The organism is Paenibacillus odorifer (genome assembly GCF_000758725.1).
Lineage (GTDB): Bacteria > Bacillota > Bacilli > Paenibacillales > Paenibacillaceae > Paenibacillus_AQ > Paenibacillus_AQ odorifer.
This window is the reverse complement of record NZ_CP009428.1, coordinates 1,463,548-1,480,775: the sequence shown is the minus strand read 5'-3', so window position 1 is coordinate 1,480,775 and position 17,228 is coordinate 1,463,548. Positions and strand designations below refer to the sequence as shown.

The following is a 17,228-nucleotide window of genomic DNA, read 5'->3' as shown; positions in this document are numbered from 1 at the left end:
CGAACTCTTTTTAATAAGCTAACTCATATAACATCGCAGTCAGAACCTCAAGCCCAGCCGCGAGCTGCTCAGGGGAGGTATACTCTTCCGGAGAATGGCTGATGCCAGCTCGGCTTGGCACAAATATCATCGCAGTAGGGCAACGCGGCGCCAATAGCTGGGCATCATGTCCCGCTCCACTTACCATCGTGCGGTACGTCTTCCCCTGTAGGCGGCAGATATTTTCCAGCATTTCAGATAGCTTCATATCCATAGGCGCAGGGACTGTGTGGAGCACGGATGTAGCCTCCAGAGTTACCCCACGTTTAACGGCAATTTCATTACATTCCGCAAGAAGCTTCTCACAGAAACGTTCCAATTCGTCCTCTTCACTATGGCGGATATCTAATGTAAAAAGAACCTCACCCGGGATTACATTTGGCGTATTCGGATTCACCTCAAGCTTACCCGAGGTTGCTACAAGAGGTTCACCAGCCGTTTTAGCAGAACTTTCAAGCACGTACAGCATTTCAACCGCACTAGCCAGTGCATCCTGCCGCATAAACATCGGTGTCGTGCCCGCATGATTAGCAATACCACTAACCTTGACCACATATCGTCTCTGTCCAACAATCCCCTGAACTACGCCTATCTGAGTGTCCGTCTTCTCCAGAATAATCCCCTGCTCGATGTGCAGTTCTACAAAAGCACCAATATCATTTCTGACTCCAGTCCGCTTAGAAGCTTTCTCCTCCGTTATGTCCTGTAAGAAGCTGGATTGTGCCATTGCTGCTTTTAACGTCACGCCCTCTGCATCCATACAGGTCTCGGCCTCGCTTCCGTCATACCTTTCCGTGACATGGCCCGAACCCCAATAAGCAAGCGGAAATCGGCTCCCCTCTTCTTCACAAAAAGATACGACCTCAAGCGTCCGCTGCGGCTGGCCAAAGTTCCTCTGCAAATCTTGAAGCGCAATCATAGCCGCAGCGATCCCATAGGCACCATCATATTTTCCACCATTGACTACAGTATCGATATGCGATCCGGTTAAAATAACCTTTTGCTGCGGATCGCGTCCACTCAATCGTCCATATACATTGCCAACCTTGTCCACGGAAACTTCTAAGCCGAGCCCAGCCATTTTTTCCTGCAAAAAAATCTGCGCCCGGCTCCATTCCTCCGTATATAGCAGTCTAGTAACTCCTGGCCCAGCTGTGCTGAATGCCGCCAGCTCCTCCAGCAGGTCCAGCAGTTTCTGAGTCGATGCTTCAACTCTGGAATCATTCATAGGCTGTACTGCTCCTTCCTAATTCGCAGCCACTGTCCACCTCCCTCACTGATCACTCCTTCTTCAGAGGTATAGACCACATTCCCGCGGCAGATCGTAGCAACTACCTTGCAGGATAAAGTTCTTCCGATGTAGGGGCTGTGCTTGTGGCGATACAATAAATCCTCCGCAGTCAGCGTATAGGTTGTGCTTGGATTAAGCAGAACTAGATCGGCATCTAGACCTAGAGCTATAGCGCCTTTGCGATGCTCTATTCCAAAACGTTTTGCGGGTTGCCCTGCGAGTAGACTAGAAATTAATGTAACAGCCAACCCCCGCACATTCACGCCTTCATGGAACATAAGCTCCAGACTGCTCTGCGCACCCGAGATCCCACCCCACGCTGCAAAAAAAGACAAGTCCGGCTTCACCTTCAATTCCGTTGGACAGGGGGAATGATCCGAAGCAATCAAATCGATTTTGCCTTGGGCCAGCATCTCCCATAACTTCTCCTGCTCCACCGCACTTCGCAGCGGAGGCGCACACTTCGCCACAGGACCTAAAGCCTTCATATCATTTTCAGTGAGGACCAGATAATGTGGACAGGTTTCTGCCGAAACGTCCAGACCTCGAAGCTTAGCTTCATAGATTTTCTCAATGGCGGCGGCCGTGCTGATATGAACAAAATGCAACCGGCAGCCCGTTCGTTCACTGTACAGCAGCGCCCTGGACACTGCCTCCAGCTCTGCTTCAGCAGGGCGGCAAGCCGCAAAATCACTTGCGCTGGTTCTGCCATTTCGCACTGCATCTGCGGTCAACACCGCCGTGATAGCCTCACTTTCTGCATGCAGCGCCAAAATCCCGCCCAGAGAAGCGATTCGCAGCATCCCTTGATAGAGTGTATCCTCATCCACTTCACGGAATCTGCCTTCGCCCTCCCCTCCAGGATTGGAGAGAAAGGCTTTAAACCCAGTGACACCAGAGGCTGCCAAAACTTCTAAATCATCCAGATTGCCAGGAACGAGCCCACCCCACAGCACATAATCAACGGCAGAGTTTCCAGCCGCAGCATCTACCTTTTGACGAAGTGCAGCCTCGTTCACAGTCGGTGGATTGCCGTTAAGCGGCATATCTGCATAGGTTGTGCAGCCGCCAGCTGCCAACGCCGCAGAACCGCTGCGAAAACCTTCCCAATGTCCAAACGTTGGTTCATTAAAGTGGACATGCATATCAATCATACCGGGGAGGACATAGAACCCATCTGCGTCGATGACTTTGGTTAGCGGCGCAAGCGAAAGTTCCTCTCCAAGTGCGACAATCTTACCCTCTGATACTGCAATATCCAGCTTGAGTACCTGATCGGGCAGCACTACATTCCCGTTCTTAATCACAAGTTCATAGGATTCCTTCATGAGCTGCCACCTCCTCCGGTCGTCAACTTTCTCCTAACTTCCCCGATACGTACTATATCCACCAGGAGCTACTAGCAAAGGTACATGGTAGTGTTGCATGGAGCTCTCTATATGAAAGCGAATAGGTATCTGTTCTAGAAAAAAAGACATCTCACGTTGAGTGTCTACTGAGCTTTCTGTTACTTCTATGCCAGCTGCTGACGCTTTGGCATCAGCTCTACGGTAGTAATCGCCAACCATAAACAGCAGCTCGTAACATCCAGCCTCCATTTCGTTTCCCTCCAGCAGCGGAGCATCCAGCCTCCCGTCACTGTTCGTGACTTCTTCACACAGAAGCTTGCTCATCCCATCCGTAAGCTTCCAGAGCTGAAGCGTCAGACCTGTAGCAGGAATCCCCCGCGACAGATCCAGCACATGGGTGGTAAGACGCCCGCTCATTACGCTGTCTCTCCGGCCAGATCTGCACGGCTGACAGAAAAGCCCTGAAAACCATAGGGTGGACGAGGTTCGGTGAAGACTCCACCTTTAGTTTCTTCAGGCTCAACAATGGTTTCCCAAGTCCGGTTATTGGACTCAAATGAAACGGTAGCCAGCTGTGGAAAACGGGACAATACGCGCAGCCCAATTTGATAAATCAACGATTGGATTGAAGGACTGTTCAGCTCATGAAAAGCGCTATGGGCGATATCGCGAACCTGCTCCGCAGCCACATATTGGCCTAAATCTCCATCCAGAGCATGCTCAACATCACTGTAGGTCCAGTTAATATTCAGAAAAATATAAAGCGGACGGTCAAAGCTCTCCGGCAATGTTGTATACTCATCACGGACGAATCCATAAAACGAGCTTCCACTTACTTTTATCAGCTGTAAATCCTTCAATCGGCATTCATGAGCGATAACCTCAGTCCCATTCTCTCCACGTTTTATAGTTAACGAAGCCGAATAAGATTCATTATTGGAGTGACGCAGTACTAAATGACTCTGTTTAAGCCCGTCAACCCCGGGCACCATCACCTGTTCAAAAGGTAACCGGTCTGCGGAAACTGAAACTGCGGTGACATGATCGTATTTATCGAGAAAACGGCTGCTTAGAAGCTGCAATAACCCCTCCGTTGTGCTTCCTGTGTAGTCCGCGGTATTGCGCAGGATGAAATTTTTCATAGAATCGGTAGCAACGACCATGGAATTATTCCCCTCTGAAAAAGAAGGAAGAAACGCTTCGCCCGTGACTGCGAATGTAATATTATGTGCGAATATAATGTTGTCGCAGCCCGTGAAGGAAGATTCGGGAACGGGGGTAACGGCCAGCGGTTTAGCATAGGTACGATAAGTTAGCACATCACTTTTTCCATAAAACATTGTACGTCCGTTAATTGGTTCCAGCATGGCTGACACCCTCCCCGTTTATGATGAATGAATGAATGAATGAATGATTAAATAATTAAATCACTTAGGCGAAATCTCGTAATTGTACCGACTTCAGAAAAGGCTTGAACCCATTCCTCCTGAGGGGAACGCTCTACTCGCACTCCAATGGCGCTGATAATGTCATCTTTGTTTTTGCCACGAACAGCTAGAATAAAAGGGAAATGAAATTTGTCCGTATACTTTCGATTCAGATCATTTAATAGATTGAACTCTTTCGTTGTTAGCCGATCCAGTCCAGCTCCCTGCTGCTCTGAGGCAGATAAAGCCGTAACTTGAAGCCTAGTCGCCAAATCTGGGTGAGCTTTTAATAGTTCCTCCATTCGGCTCCGGTCAGCACTCAGTACGGTCTGCATCATTGTGCTATGCAAATGCTCTAAAGAATGGAACGGAATCTGCTTATACGCCTCCTCTGCTACCCACGGTGAATGTTCAAAAATGCCGCCTAGATGCTTCACAAAATCCGTTATACTCATGGCATTTATCTCTTCCAACGTAAACCTGCCTTCAGAAACGACCATCCACTCAACCTCCAATAGCTTTGTTAACAGCCCGTAAAATGCCTCCGTACCCTGTACAGCGACAAATGTTACCCGATAAAGCTTCTTCCACTTCACCCTGAGTAGGATGCGGGTTCTCTTCCAGCAGAGCAACCACCGAGATAACCATCCCTGGTGTACAATAACCGCATTGGAACCCCCCCTCTTCTAAAAAAGCCCGTTGAACGGGGTGCAGGCCTACTTCACTAAGACCCTCAATCGTTGTAATTTCCGCACCTGAGCATTGATAGGCCATGACCAGACATGAATTCACTGGACGTCCATCCACCAGCACCATACATGCCCCGCAGCGGCCAATCTCACAAGAACGTTTTGTGCCGGTCAGCTCCAAATCTTCACGTATGACATTTAAAAGCCGGCGGGAGGGTGGAATCTCCATGGATATCGCTTTCCCATTAAGATTGCAATTAAAGGTGAACCTCTCTTCTGTGAAGGCTTCCTCAGACGAAGCTGGGATTGGGTTCTCTTCATCTAGATTGTGATCTGAATTATGACTCGGCATGGATGTTCACCACCTTTTGTGGAATAAACGGTGTAGACTGCAGCCATTCGGGATCAATGGGCAGCTTGGTTACATGCTTCCCTACAGCCTGAAATATGGCTGACACGACTGCCGGAGCTAAATTGACGGAACCCACCTCTCCAATGCCGCGAGGACCGTACGTGTCATGATCCGGCAAATCCTCTATCGGCTGCACCTGAATGCTGCCATTCATGTCGGCAATGGTCGGCACCAAATAGGTGTCTAAATTTTTGGTGACATAGCTGCCGCCTGACATCACAGCATCCTCTGACAAGGTGAAGCCTACCGCCATACTGCTGCCACCTTCGATCTGCCCGAGATAACCTTGCGGATTAGCCACCGGTCCCGCCGCTACCGCATGATATTGGTCCAGTACACGGACACGTCCAGTAAGTAGATTAACTTCCACGCGGACTGCGATTGCAGAATAGGTGTATAGGAAATGTGCCCCCACTCTTTTAAAGGGTGTGGTTGGATAAGTAAACTTTGTATTACAGACAATGGGTTCTGAAATACGCTGTGCCAAGTCCTTGTAAGTCAGAAGCAGACCGCCGTCTTTTAGCCAAATGCCGCCAGGGCCGAGCTTCATTTCATAGTTATCCAGCTCTGGCTTTATCATCGCAGCTGCCTGCAGCACTCGAGCGGTGAAGTCTGGACGCAGCCGTTTCAAGGCCATCCACATCATGCTGGTTGATCGGGAAGCCGTACTAGATCCGCTATCAGGCACAACATCCGTATCGCCAATGACGATGCTTAGATCCTCTGCCGCCAAGCCAAACTGTTCAATCAGCATTTGTTCCATTGTTGCGATTAACCCCTGACCAAACTCCTCGTAACCAAACACCGCCTCAATCTTGCCCTCTAGCGTCAAAGAGAGCCTGCCACCCGCCGGATCGGGAATACCATAACCAAGTCCTGCACCATGCATAGCTATAGCAGCACCCGTTCCAGTTACGATCCAAGGTTCCACAACACCTGAATCACTGTCTGTAGATGCGGCCTCAGTCATAAGAGGCGAACCCGCCAGCGCTTCCCACACCTGAAAGGCACCATCGGTCTGAGCAATTTCCTGACCCAGTGGCCCCAGATCTCCATATTTACGCAAATTGCGGCGGCGCATTTCCCACGGATCGATCTGCAATCGCTCAGCCAACCGATCGATTTGTCCCTCCAAAGCGAAAATCGCCTGATTGCCGCCAAACCCGCGAAATTCACCAGATACACCGTTATTGGTATATACAGCAAAACCCTTCACATCCACATGATCGATGATATAGGGGCCCATCACATGTTCTGTCGCAAAGTTGAGCACCTCCGCCCCCAGTGTTGCGTAAGCTCCCGTATCCGAAATAATTCTGACCTGATGTGCCCTGATGATTCCTTCGGGGTCGCAGCCAGTCTTCATGGTGATTTTCATGGGATGGCGTTTTAGTCCTGCACGTACCGATTCAGCTCTCGAATTATGCAGTCTTACCGGACGGAGTGTCCGCAAGGCGAGCAGCGCTCCATACGGCTGTACATTCAGCTCGTCTTTTCCTCCAAAGGACCCGCCGATAGGACTCGAGATGACGCGAATATCTTCTTGAGGAATAGCCAGAATTCTGGATAGCTGCAGGCGATCCATCAACCCATGTTGTGTAGCTGAATATACGGTAAGCCGTCCGTTATCCTCTGGGATAAACAGTCCACCTTCAGTCTCCATATAGGTGTGCATTTGGCGTGGTGTATAGTAAGTCTCCTCTACCACATGACAGCAATCCGTAAATACCGTTTCCGGCTCCCCTTTCCGATATTCCGTATGATGAAGCACGTTTCCCTCGGCATGCAGCAAAATTGCGTCCTTTTTCATCGCCTCTTCCGGATTCTCCAGCAAGGGTAGAAGCTCATAATCCACTTCGATAAGAGATAAGGCGTATTCCGCAATTTCGTCCGTCTCAGCCGCGACTGCCGCAATCGCATCGCCAGTGTAACGCACACGATCACTGCAAAATACCGGTTGATGCGGCAAAGCTATGCCAAAGCCGTTAAGTCCGGGCACATCCTCATGAGTGATTACAGCGTGTATACCAGGGACTTCAATGGCCTTCTCAATGCGTATGGACAAAATACGAGCATGTGCCTGCTCACTGCGGAGCACGCGGCCGATCAACATTCCTTCTGCCCTCATGTCGGTCAAATACTGCAGCTTACCGGATACCTTGCCCTCTCCATCAGGTCGTGTACGCCAGCGGCTACCGCTGGATTCCTTATTCAGCAGCATTTTCCCTCTCTCCTTTCGTCGGGTTATTCACCTCTAAACTCCGTATATTCATAGCCTTCCACAGCTCAGATACAACCAAATTCCCAGCAGTCTTTTTCTTGTAAAGTTCTGTTGCAAAGGGATCACTATACGTCTCAAAGCTGTTCTCAACCCCTTCATATAAAGAAGCCAACAGCTCATCTGTATACCTCACACCTTCAAGCATAACTTCAGCCCTACTTAGTCGCTGTGGCCGACCAGAGCCCCCACCTGCGGCGATACGCACCTCACGGAAACGGTGTTCCTCATCGATTGATGCTGAGATTGCTACCGTTACAAGTGAAGGGGTGAACGCTTCCCTGCGGCCAACCTTACGAAAAATTTCTAGCCTATCCGTTAACGGACTCTCTAAGCGAGTAGGTGAGATGCGAATCTCAGCCACAAGATCCGCCGCAGATTTTATCCCGCTCCAGTGATTGTTTAGCCACTCTATCAAAGGTAGTGCCGTCATAAATTTGCCGTCAAAGGAGATTAACTCCGCGTCATAGACCAGTAACGCAGGTAGAATATCTCCGAAGCCAGAAGCGATATTGCCCCCGAGCGTGGCAAGATTACGCACCGACGGAGCCGCTATGCAACGTGCAGCCTCTTGCAGCGCAGGAGCTACGGCCTGCAAATGCTCATTACTGCGGCACTGGGAGAGTGGAACAAGAGCGCCCAGAGATAAGTGAAATTCCGTTAAGGTAATGTCGCCGAGATTTGTAATTTGCCGAAGATCAATCAGCTGTTTGGGCATATGAGTCGTTCCATTTTCCCACCCTGTTCTCAGCAGTGTTCCCCCTGCAACATATCGGGCACTGTCTCCAAACGCCGTCTTTCTCTCCCAAGCTTCGTGCAGGCTGCGGGGTTGAATTACTTCAGGTAGCCTTCCTTCCTCTTCCCGTATAGCTCCCATACACTCCGCCTCCCTTTTTGAGTACCAGATTGCCGCTTCCCTTCTCGTATAGCCTGCCTTAAAACCTTTGTTCCCGAATATAAGGAACTCCGAGCGCCTCCGGTGTGCCGGATGGTTTGTTGCGATTGCGGTACCCCAGGTACATCAGGACCAGAATGGTCACAAGGTACGGAATCATTTTGAGAAAATAGGGCGGAACTGCACTGCCCAGCAATTGAATACGGAAGCCAAGTGAATCCAATGCCCCAAAAAAGTAGGCGCAGAACAAGGCACGCAGCGGATTCCATCTGGCGAAAATCACCAGCCCTACCGCAATCCAGCCCCGGCCGGCTGTCAGCCCTTCATTCCAGGTTGGCGCGTAGGCCAATACCATATCCGCTCCGGCCAGGCCGATGAGAGCAGCACCGGTGATCACATAGCTGTAGCGGATAAGCTGTACACGGATCCCCATCACATCTGCGGTAGCCGGACTGTCTCCGACTGCCCGCAAATGCAGGCCCCATGAAGTGCGGTGAATTAGCAGATGCAGAGCAAGCACTAGCAGCAGGCTGAACCAGGTTAGGTAGTCCATGTTGCCGAATATTTTTCCGATGAACGGTACATTTTCCAGCCAAGCCAGATGCAGCTTAGGGGAGGTTCCCGGCAAAGGAATGCCGCTGATCGGTTTACCAAGATAAGCGCTCAACCCACTGCCAAACAGGGTCATCGCAAGACCGGACATCGTTTGATTCGCCCGCAAGGTCACACAGAGAAAAGAATGCAGCAAACCAAGCACAGCCGTTACAGCTACGGTAGCCAACAGAGCGAGCAGCAGGTTTCCGGAGCGAATATACACGATACAAGTGATGACCGCTCCCATCAGCATCAGACCTTCAGCCCCAAGCTGTATAATGCCAGCTCGTTCATTTAGAATGCCTCCCAGCGTAGCCAGCAGCAGCGGGGTCCCTGCGGAAATAGCGGCAATAAGTAGCTGTGTTGTAAAATCCATTGCCTATCTCCCCCCTTTCAGCTGAACCCGGCTACGGCGAATGCGGAAACGATAGATCATATCGCCAGCAATCAAGAAAAACAGGATGGAGCCCTGCAGCATTTCTGATATCGATGAGGGCAGCCCGATGGTTTGAACACTATATCCGCCAACAATTAAGCCACCGAATAAAATAGAAGTAACGATTAGACCGAGTGGATTCAATTTGGCCAGCCAAGCCACAATAATGGCGGTGTATCCATACCCCGGTGAAATGCCCTGCATCAACTTGTGTGTAACACCGGAGACCTCCGCCATGCCAGCGATCCCGGCGAGCCCCCCACTGATCAGCATGACGATAATAATATGGCGCTTGATAGGAATCCCCGCGTATCTGGCTGCAACAGGATTGGCCCCAATCAGCCGGAGCTCGTAACCCCACTTGGTAAAACGAATCATTAAGTAATAAATCACAACGGCGATAAGTCCAAATAACAATCCAATATGCAATCTTGTACTTCCGAGAACAGGCAGCGACTGAGCCGCAGTAAACATAGGTGATCCCGGGAAATTAAATCCTTTAGGATCTTTCCAAGGTCCGAATACCACGTAATCGAGCGCCAATAGGGCAACATAATTCAGCATTAATGAAGTGATTAGCTCATTCACTCCAAAATGTGTCCGCGGAATAGCAGTCAGCAATCCCCAAAGCGCACCCGCGGCAATCCCGAACAGCAGCATTAAGCTCAGGGACCAGAATGAAGGTAAGTCAGGAAAATAAATCGTGACCGCTGTGGCCGCCATAGCCCCAACAGTTAACTGGCCTTCTGCTCCAATATTCCATACCGAAATGCGGTAAGCCACAGCAATCCCAAGCCCACATAGGAGTAGCGGGATCGCTTTAACCATCGTTTCCGTGAGCCCATACGCAGTGCCAAATGCGCCACGGAACATTTTTTCATAGACCAGCACCGGATTCATACCATTCGCCGCAATAAATAGGGCACACAACAATAGCGCTAAAATTATAGATACAATAGGTGTCCACCAAGGAGAACGGATGCGGCTGGCATCGTATTCGAAACGTAGAGAGAATCGTTTTCCGGAGTGGGAGGGGAGGGGTTCCAGTACAGCTGCTGCGGTATTTCTTCCATTCTCCAGACTCATACGGCGCTCTCCTCTCTATTATGAATACCAGCCATTAGTAGTCCGATGCTCTCTCGATTCGCTTCCTCATGTGTACTCTCACCAATAATTGAGCCGTTATAGATCACTAGAATCCGGTCGGACAACTGAAGCAATTCATCTAAATCCTCCGAAATTAACAACACGCCACTACCTGAACCACGCAGCTCCATAAGAAGGTGGTGAACACCTGCCGTGGCACCTACATCCAGCCCTTGTGTCGGATGAACGGCGACCATCAGCTTAGGCCGATGACTGATCTCACGTGCAAAGAGCAGCTTCTGCTGATTACCACCTGACAACTGTTGTACTGGCGTCTCCAGCTCAGGTGTCTTGACGTTAAAGCGCTGGACCAGCTCCTGTGACCACAAACGGTTCTTCGCGGACTTCAAGAAACCAAATTTGGAGTGCTCCTCTGAGCGGTAAGACTTAAACAAAAGATTATCCACCGATCCGAGGCGTCCAGCTAAACCGCTCTTCATCCGGTTCTCCGGCACGTGGGAGATTCCTGAATCAATTGCCCCTCTAACCGAAGCCGATTTCACCGTCTTTCCATCAAACGTGATTTCACCACTTTTCCAGCCTCTAAGACCAGTTAACACTTCAGCCAGTTCCTTTTGCCCATTGCCAGCTACCCCAGCTACGCCTACAATCTCTCCTTTACATACGTTCAGAGAGAAGTGATCCAGTGCTTTTCGCCCGTGATCGGCATATACGTCCACATCTTTCACTTCTAATAAAGAATCCCCTTCAGTGGCTTCCCGTTCTTGACGGGTGATGGTTACTTCCTTGCCCACCATCAGACGAGCCAGCTCCAGTTCATCTGTATCTGCTGTGGTCAGCGTGGCGATCATTTTTCCTTTGCGCATGACGGAAATCCGATCGGAGGACGCCATAACCTCTTTCATTTTATGAGTAGTCATAATGACCGTTTTTCCTGCCTGCTTCATGACCCACAGCGTTTCAAATAGCTGTTCCACCTCTCCCGGGGTCAGTACAGAGGTTGGTTCATCCAGAATAATAATGTCAGCCCCGCGATACAGCGTCTTAACGATTTCAACACGCTGCTGCTCACCCACGGACAACTGCCAGATCGGGCGATCCACCGGGAAATTCAGTCCAAACCGTTCCGCTAATGCCTCGATCTCCTTGTGTTTCTTCTTCATCCACTTACGGCCGCGCCAGAAAGACGACTTTTCGCCAAGCACGATATTTTCTGCTGCTGTGAGGCTTTGCACCAGCCTAAAGTTCTGAAACACCATACCTACACCCAGCTGCGCAGCATCTTTAGGAGAACGGATCTGAGTACCTTTCCCATGAATGAAAATTTCTCCTTCGTCTGCTCTATACACCCCTGACAGCATGTTCATCACCGTGCTCTTTCCGGCCCCATTCTCCCCAAGCAACGCATGAATCTCACCCGCATTTGCCGAAAAGTCGACTTGATCACTGGCGGTTACCGAGCCGAATTTTTTCACAATCCCCCGCATTTCAACTGAAGTTCCCCGCATGGCCTGAACCCCTCCTTCCTTCAAGTTGTAGTACGGGTGGGGAAGTTTCCGCTTAACGGAACCCGCCCCACCCATAGATTGTGCACATCTTATTCCCTATTTTTAAACATTATTGCGGGATAGTTCCTTCCACACCCTTTACGAGCCAGTTCATGCCCAGCACTTCCTCCAAGGTCAGCTTCTGACCCTCCTGAACCTTCACATTCCCTTGATTATCTGAGATCGGACCTGTGAAAACCTCCAGCTCACCACTGATAATTTTGGCTTTGGCGTCTTCGACAAGCTTTTTCACATCATCTGGGATCTTGTTCCCGAAAGGAGCCAGCTCCACCATACCGTCAGCCATATCACCGGAATATTGCTCGCTCTTCCAGGTTCCATCCATAACTGCCTGCACAGCTTTTACGTAATACGGCCCCCAATTCCATACCGGGTTCGTCAAATAATTGTCCGGAGCGTATTTGCTCATATCCGAGTCATTCCCCCCGGCAAAAGCCCCTCGTTCAGCAGCAGCCTGCAGTGTTGCAGGTGAATCCTGATAGGCCAAAAGCACATCCGCACCCTTATCCAGCAAGCTGATTGCCGCTTGACGTTCAGTCGTCGGGTCATACCATGTATTCGTCCATACCACATTCACCTTTACATCAGGATTGACACTTTGTGCTCCAAGGGTAAAAGCATTCAAGTTATAAATCACTTCGCTGATCGGAAAAGCGCCCACATAACCAAGCTGATTGTTTTTGGTCATTTTTCCTGCCGCTATGCCGCTCAGATAGCTGGCCTGATAGTTTTTCCCGAAGTAGGTTCCCATGTTCTCTGCGGTTTTGTAACCCGAAGCATGCAGGAACTTCACGTTGGGGAATTTGCCCGCTACATTTAATGTAAAATCCATATATCCGAAGCTCGTTGTAAACACGATGTCGTGTGATTGTGCAAGCTCGGTGATGATTCGTTCGGCGTCAGCACTTTCAGGGACATTTTCTACAAAGTCAGCTTTAATCCCTAGCTCCTTCTCCATATACAGCCGTCCTTGATCATGTTGGTATGTGTAGCCGCCATCCCCTGGAGGTCCGATATAAACAAAAGCAACCGTCGGTTTCTTTGCAGCCGGTTCTGTTGTTGCAGTTGCCTCTGTTGCCGCTGTAGTTGTCGCTGGTGCCTCCGTTGCATTTGTAGAAGTATTATTATTGCTGCCACACCCCACCAAAGCCACCGTCATTAGAACCATTAATGCAAGACAAGATGTTATGAACTGACCCCTTTTTTTCATAATTCTCCTCCTCCAAATCATCTCTCATCATGGCTGCAACCATTAATGTACTTCTACTATACTTAGAGGTGGCCTTGGCGTAAATTTATATAACATACGTTTGTATATGAATATAAGAATCAGAACTTTTTTTGTGTGTAATGCACTAATTGGTTTTGGTATGGTGAGTTTCGTGTCATATTATATGACCAAAGGTGGAAAAGGAACACTGTTTCAGATTACTTTTCAGACTATTCTTTACTTCACTTTCCATTTCTCAGAATCCATTGCTCCTGAATCTCACCAAAATCTTCTTTTGTATCTGCGTCCATGAAATAATGGGCAGACTCAGATTCCAGAACAATCCCCTTATAATCAGGTGAACGCAATATCCCCGCCGCTCCTCGATCTCCATCTAATCCCTGTAGTGCTGGAAACAACGTCTTCGAGAACAAAGCCGGGGGCATAGCCGACCCATTGCTGACGCTAGCGACATAATCCATCTCCGGAGATTGTTCAAACGTTTGTATTAGACGGTTCACTAATGCTGTAGTAATAAATGGCTGATCCGCAAGCGCCACAACTACTGCATCGGGCTGTAAAGGTAATACCGCATTAAGGCCACAGCGCAGTGAAAAAGACAATCCTAGATGTGCGGTTAAGCAAGTTTCGGTACGTCTGGATGCTTGCGGTTCAATCGCGGGTGGCAGCCATTCCAAGTTGTCATCCGCACGCACTACCACGATTAGCGGTTCTAGATTGCAACGATCCAATTCACTAAGCGCGACGCTCCCGAGTGAGACCTCCTGCGACAATTTCAGTGAAACCTTGGACACGCCCATCCGCCTGCTCTGCCCCGCTGCCAAATATATTCCTGCTACCTTCAATACTATCCGCTCCTTTGGGCAGCTCTCGTGAGCCCACCCTTCTAATTTGAATTATTTCCGCTATAATACTGACCGCAATCTCCTCCGGACCTTCTCCTCCAATCGGCAACCCTACAGGTGCATGCAAAGATGCAGGAGCCTCAAGCCCTTCCAGTAAAAGAGATATCCGCGCCTTCGAACCGATAATCCCTATATATAGAGGAGCAAGCGGAATCACACTCTCCAGGAACTGTCTATCCCGCCCAAGTTGATGACTGCAAATCAATACATAATCCTCCCGAGCTACGCCCAATCGCTGAACAACCTCCATAGGGGAACAAATTACTTGTTCAGCTCGAGGAAACTTATTGTGTAAGCTTCCTTCACGCCAATCCGCAACCGCTACCCGAAAGCCAACTCTGTCAGCAAGTTCCGCAATAGGAACCACATCACGTCCCCCGCCAAAAATCACAAGCCGCGGTTTGGGCACGAAAGACGTATGGAATGCTGTCAATTCTGCTGGAGCGGCCATAAAGCGACCTGCCGCCAGGCTTTCTTTTGCCGAGTGGGATAATTTCGGATGTTTCTTGCTCTGCGGCAGTACAATGTCTGGATCCAGCTCCAGCTTATAGATAAAACCTTTCTCCACTGCTTCGCGGAACAAAATTAGCTTCTCTCCCCTAGCCAATCTGTCACTCGCCTGCACTAAAAGCTTGTAGAGCTGACCCTGCACGGGTTCTAGCACTACTTTGATTTTGCCTCCACAGCCGACAACCTCACCCCAGGACAGATCATCCGGAGACAGCATGTTGTATTCCACAATTTCGGGCAGCCCTCGTTCCCAGATCTCAGAAGTTCGCAGCTGCAGATCGTTTTCCAGACAACCTGGACTCAGGCTCCCAATCGTACCTTCTTCAAAAAACAACATCACCGCTCCGGCTTTACGATACGAGTGTCCCTCCACCTCTATCAGCGTTGCCAGCACCGCAGGCGCCTGATGGGTTTGAATATGCATTGCGATTTCATGTGTATTCACGAGGTTCCCCTCCTCCGTGTTTGCATTTCAACCCAGAACTTAGAACTTAGAACTTAGAACTTAGAACTTAGAACTTAGACCTTAGTCCCTTCCGAGCATCCTCCGAAACATGAATACTAACTTCAACCTCATTAGATCATTTATTTTTTTAAAATCGACGTCCAGCAGCTCACTAAGCTTCTCGATCCGGTAGGTAGCCGTGTTTCGATGAATAAACAGTTTCTTAGCCGTCTCATTAACATGACCATCGTTCTCTAGATAAACTTCCAGCGTCCGCAGCATTTCCCTGACATACTCCGGTTCTCGGTTAAGCAACCCTCTAAGACTTCCATTACAATATTTCTCCATAACCTCTGCCGGAATTTGCCCGAGTAGCAGGTTAAGCTCAAGCTGCCGGTAATGCACAACATTCCCTTTTACTCCCCCGCCCTGAAGCATTCCCATACAATCCTTTACCTCCGCAAAAGCCTCCTTCAGCCCCTCCGGCTTCGTTTTACAACTGCTTATCGCAGCTCGCGGATAATATCCCTTATCAAACTTCATGTTGTTAAAACAAGCCTGGATTATATCCCGGAATTGTTCAGGACGCTGACGATCTCCCGGATATATAGACAAAAGTCCTTGATCTATGATCACATGAATTCCCTTTACTTCCCGCAGCCCGGGATGTTCAAGATATTCTTCTTTTAGTCTGAGCAGCTCCCCTTGGCGTTCTTCCCCAGTCGCAGCTGTATCGGTCAATAAGAGACAAAATGGTGATTGAAGCAGCTCAATCTTCAAGTCGAGAGCAGCCTGCGCCAAATCTGTGTAAGATAAATTACCGCTCAAACAACGTCTCAGCAATCCGCTAAACTCCCTGTGTTCTGCCTGTTCAAAATAATCTTCGTATCCTGAATGAATATGATATGAAATAAGTTCAGCTCCCTGAACGAACAAACTTTCTTCCATTGGGAGCAATAAAGGGTCGATGGCACAAAACAATAGATATCCGGAGCACTTCTCTCCTTGCAAAAGTGGTGTACGGTAGCCCACATGATCTCCAACACGAAAGCGCTGATTCCGTTTCTGCCACGGCCACCCCTCCAGCAGCTGTGAAGGATGGTATTCAGAGTTGTTGTAGATCACATCCCCCCTTGCGCTAACCACCACAAGTGAATGGCCAATCACTTCAGATACCGAATCAAACAATGGACGGCTGCGGACAGATCTTAAGGCGAATTGCATCAGCTTTTTCTGCTTCTCCATAATGTTCTGCAGAACGTGAGTGCTGCGGCTAAGCTCGGCGCGAAACAGACCATTCATCTGATCCGAAAAAGTAAACTCGAACGGCAGCTGGATTAGTGGGAAGTTAAGACTCTCCGCTTCTGCAACCAGTTGCTCTGGTACTTCATCCCAAAACCGCCCCAGCTTAATGCCCAAGGCCGAAGATCCCCGGCGATTCAAAGTCTGCAGCAAGGCAGAGGCTTCCTCCATATTGTCCTTTATCAAATAGGCTGTCGTCAGCAGCATCTCGCCTTCTTTGATCCAATCCGAGATATCGGGGGCATCCATCACATTAATTGACTTCACAATTCGATGTTTCCCTTTAGACCCAGCGATAAGCTTCGCCTCGGACAAAGGATAAATGGACAACGCTTCTTCAACCGTAAGATGCATGCCGCCCCTCCTTATTAGGATCAATAGAACCATTTCTGATTTATAATGTTATTTTATGTAACATTATAATTAAAATGAACCGTGTTGAATAGAGGGAAGTTAAATTTTCATGATTTATATGTTAATAAACTTAACACAAAATGAACATGGATCATTAATTATTAATTATTAATTATGAATGATGAATTATGAATGATGAATGATGAATGATGAATGATGAATGATGAATGATGAATTATGAATTATGAATTATGAATTATTGAACTTTAGCTCATATCGTTCATGTGAACTGTATAAGGGGATTGGAAAATAGTAGGTGGAGTTGAGGGAGGGCTTTCGAGTAAAAACAAGTTTTTACGGGTTCAACATGGGAGTTGATGGGAGGGCATGCTCGGG

At 49.0% G+C, this 17,228-nt stretch carries 15 protein-coding genes; all 15 read right to left on the bottom strand.

All coding sequences use genetic code 11. From position 1 onward, the window contains the following. Nucleotides 1–10 precede the first annotated feature (10 nt). Nucleotides 11–1,267 carry a Zn-dependent hydrolase gene (locus PODO_RS06420; protein WP_038569256.1) on the bottom strand — a complete coding sequence of 419 codons (1,257 nt, stop codon included), beginning with the start codon at nucleotides 1,265–1,267 and terminating at the stop codon, nucleotides 11–13. After that, nucleotides 1,264–2,658: an allantoinase gene (locus PODO_RS06415; RefSeq protein ID WP_038569254.1), complete on the bottom strand. Its 1,395-nt coding sequence runs from the start codon at nucleotides 2,656–2,658 to the stop codon at nucleotides 1,264–1,266. Before PODO_RS06415 ends, PODO_RS06420 begins: the two co-directional genes overlap by 4 nt. A gap of 33 nt (nucleotides 2,659–2,691) precedes the next feature. Then, a complete protein-coding gene (gene uraH, locus PODO_RS06410; protein ID WP_038569253.1) occupies nucleotides 2,692–3,096 on the bottom strand; it encodes a hydroxyisourate hydrolase in 405 nt (134 codons plus the stop codon). Then, a complete protein-coding gene (gene pucL / locus PODO_RS06405) occupies nucleotides 3,096–4,046 on the bottom strand; it encodes a factor-independent urate hydroxylase (protein ID WP_038569252.1) in 951 nt (316 codons plus the stop codon). Before pucL ends, uraH begins: the two co-directional genes overlap by 1 nt. A gap of 47 nt (nucleotides 4,047–4,093) precedes the next feature. Beyond that, nucleotides 4,094–4,606 carry a 2-oxo-4-hydroxy-4-carboxy-5-ureidoimidazoline decarboxylase gene (gene uraD, locus PODO_RS06400; RefSeq protein WP_038569250.1) on the bottom strand — a complete coding sequence of 171 codons (513 nt, stop codon included), beginning with the start codon at nucleotides 4,604–4,606 and terminating at the stop codon, nucleotides 4,094–4,096. A gap of 4 nt (nucleotides 4,607–4,610) precedes the next feature. Then, the gene (locus PODO_RS06395) at nucleotides 4,611–5,147 is read right to left on the bottom strand and encodes a (2Fe-2S)-binding protein (protein ID WP_080742422.1); all 537 of its coding nucleotides are present in this window, start codon (nucleotides 5,145–5,147) and stop codon (nucleotides 4,611–4,613) included. Further along, on the bottom strand, nucleotides 5,134–7,428 hold the full coding sequence (pucD, locus tag PODO_RS06390; protein ID WP_038569249.1) for a xanthine dehydrogenase subunit D: 2,295 nt from the start codon (nucleotides 7,426–7,428) through the stop codon (nucleotides 5,134–5,136). Before pucD ends, PODO_RS06395 begins: the two co-directional genes overlap by 14 nt. Further along, on the bottom strand, nucleotides 7,415–8,362 hold the full coding sequence (locus PODO_RS06385) for an FAD binding domain-containing protein (RefSeq protein ID WP_038569248.1): 948 nt from the start codon (nucleotides 8,360–8,362) through the stop codon (nucleotides 7,415–7,417). The genes pucD and PODO_RS06385 overlap by 14 nt, the downstream gene beginning before the upstream one ends. A gap of 58 nt (nucleotides 8,363–8,420) precedes the next feature. Beyond that, nucleotides 8,421–9,350, bottom strand: a complete 930-nt coding sequence (locus PODO_RS06380) for an ABC transporter permease (RefSeq protein ID WP_038569247.1) — start codon at nucleotides 9,348–9,350, stop codon at nucleotides 8,421–8,423. Nucleotides 9,351–9,353: 3 nt separating this feature from the next. After that, nucleotides 9,354–10,496 (bottom strand): ABC transporter permease, encoded by a 1,143-nt coding sequence (locus PODO_RS06375; RefSeq protein WP_038569246.1) that lies wholly within the window; start codon nucleotides 10,494–10,496, stop codon nucleotides 9,354–9,356. Beyond that, nucleotides 10,493–12,025 (bottom strand): ABC transporter ATP-binding protein, encoded by a 1,533-nt coding sequence (locus tag PODO_RS06370; protein ID WP_038569244.1) that lies wholly within the window; start codon nucleotides 12,023–12,025, stop codon nucleotides 10,493–10,495. The genes PODO_RS06375 and PODO_RS06370 overlap by 4 nt, the downstream gene beginning before the upstream one ends. 109 nt (nucleotides 12,026–12,134) lie before the next feature. Then, nucleotides 12,135–13,295, bottom strand: coding sequence for a BMP family ABC transporter substrate-binding protein (locus PODO_RS06365; RefSeq protein ID WP_036680038.1), 1,161 nt, complete (start codon nucleotides 13,293–13,295; stop codon nucleotides 12,135–12,137). 242 nt (nucleotides 13,296–13,537) lie between these two features. Next, nucleotides 13,538–14,110, bottom strand: a complete 573-nt coding sequence (locus PODO_RS06360) for an NTP transferase domain-containing protein (protein ID WP_162164265.1) — start codon at nucleotides 14,108–14,110, stop codon at nucleotides 13,538–13,540. Then, nucleotides 14,052–15,176, bottom strand: a complete 1,125-nt coding sequence (locus PODO_RS06355; RefSeq protein ID WP_052096844.1) for an XdhC family protein — start codon at nucleotides 15,174–15,176, stop codon at nucleotides 14,052–14,054. Before PODO_RS06355 ends, PODO_RS06360 begins: the two co-directional genes overlap by 59 nt. A gap of 81 nt (nucleotides 15,177–15,257) precedes the next feature. Next, complete coding sequence (locus tag PODO_RS06350) at nucleotides 15,258–16,832, bottom strand: PucR family transcriptional regulator (RefSeq protein ID WP_038569242.1); 1,575 nt, start codon at nucleotides 16,830–16,832, stop codon at nucleotides 15,258–15,260. Nucleotides 16,833–17,228 lie beyond the last annotated feature (396 nt).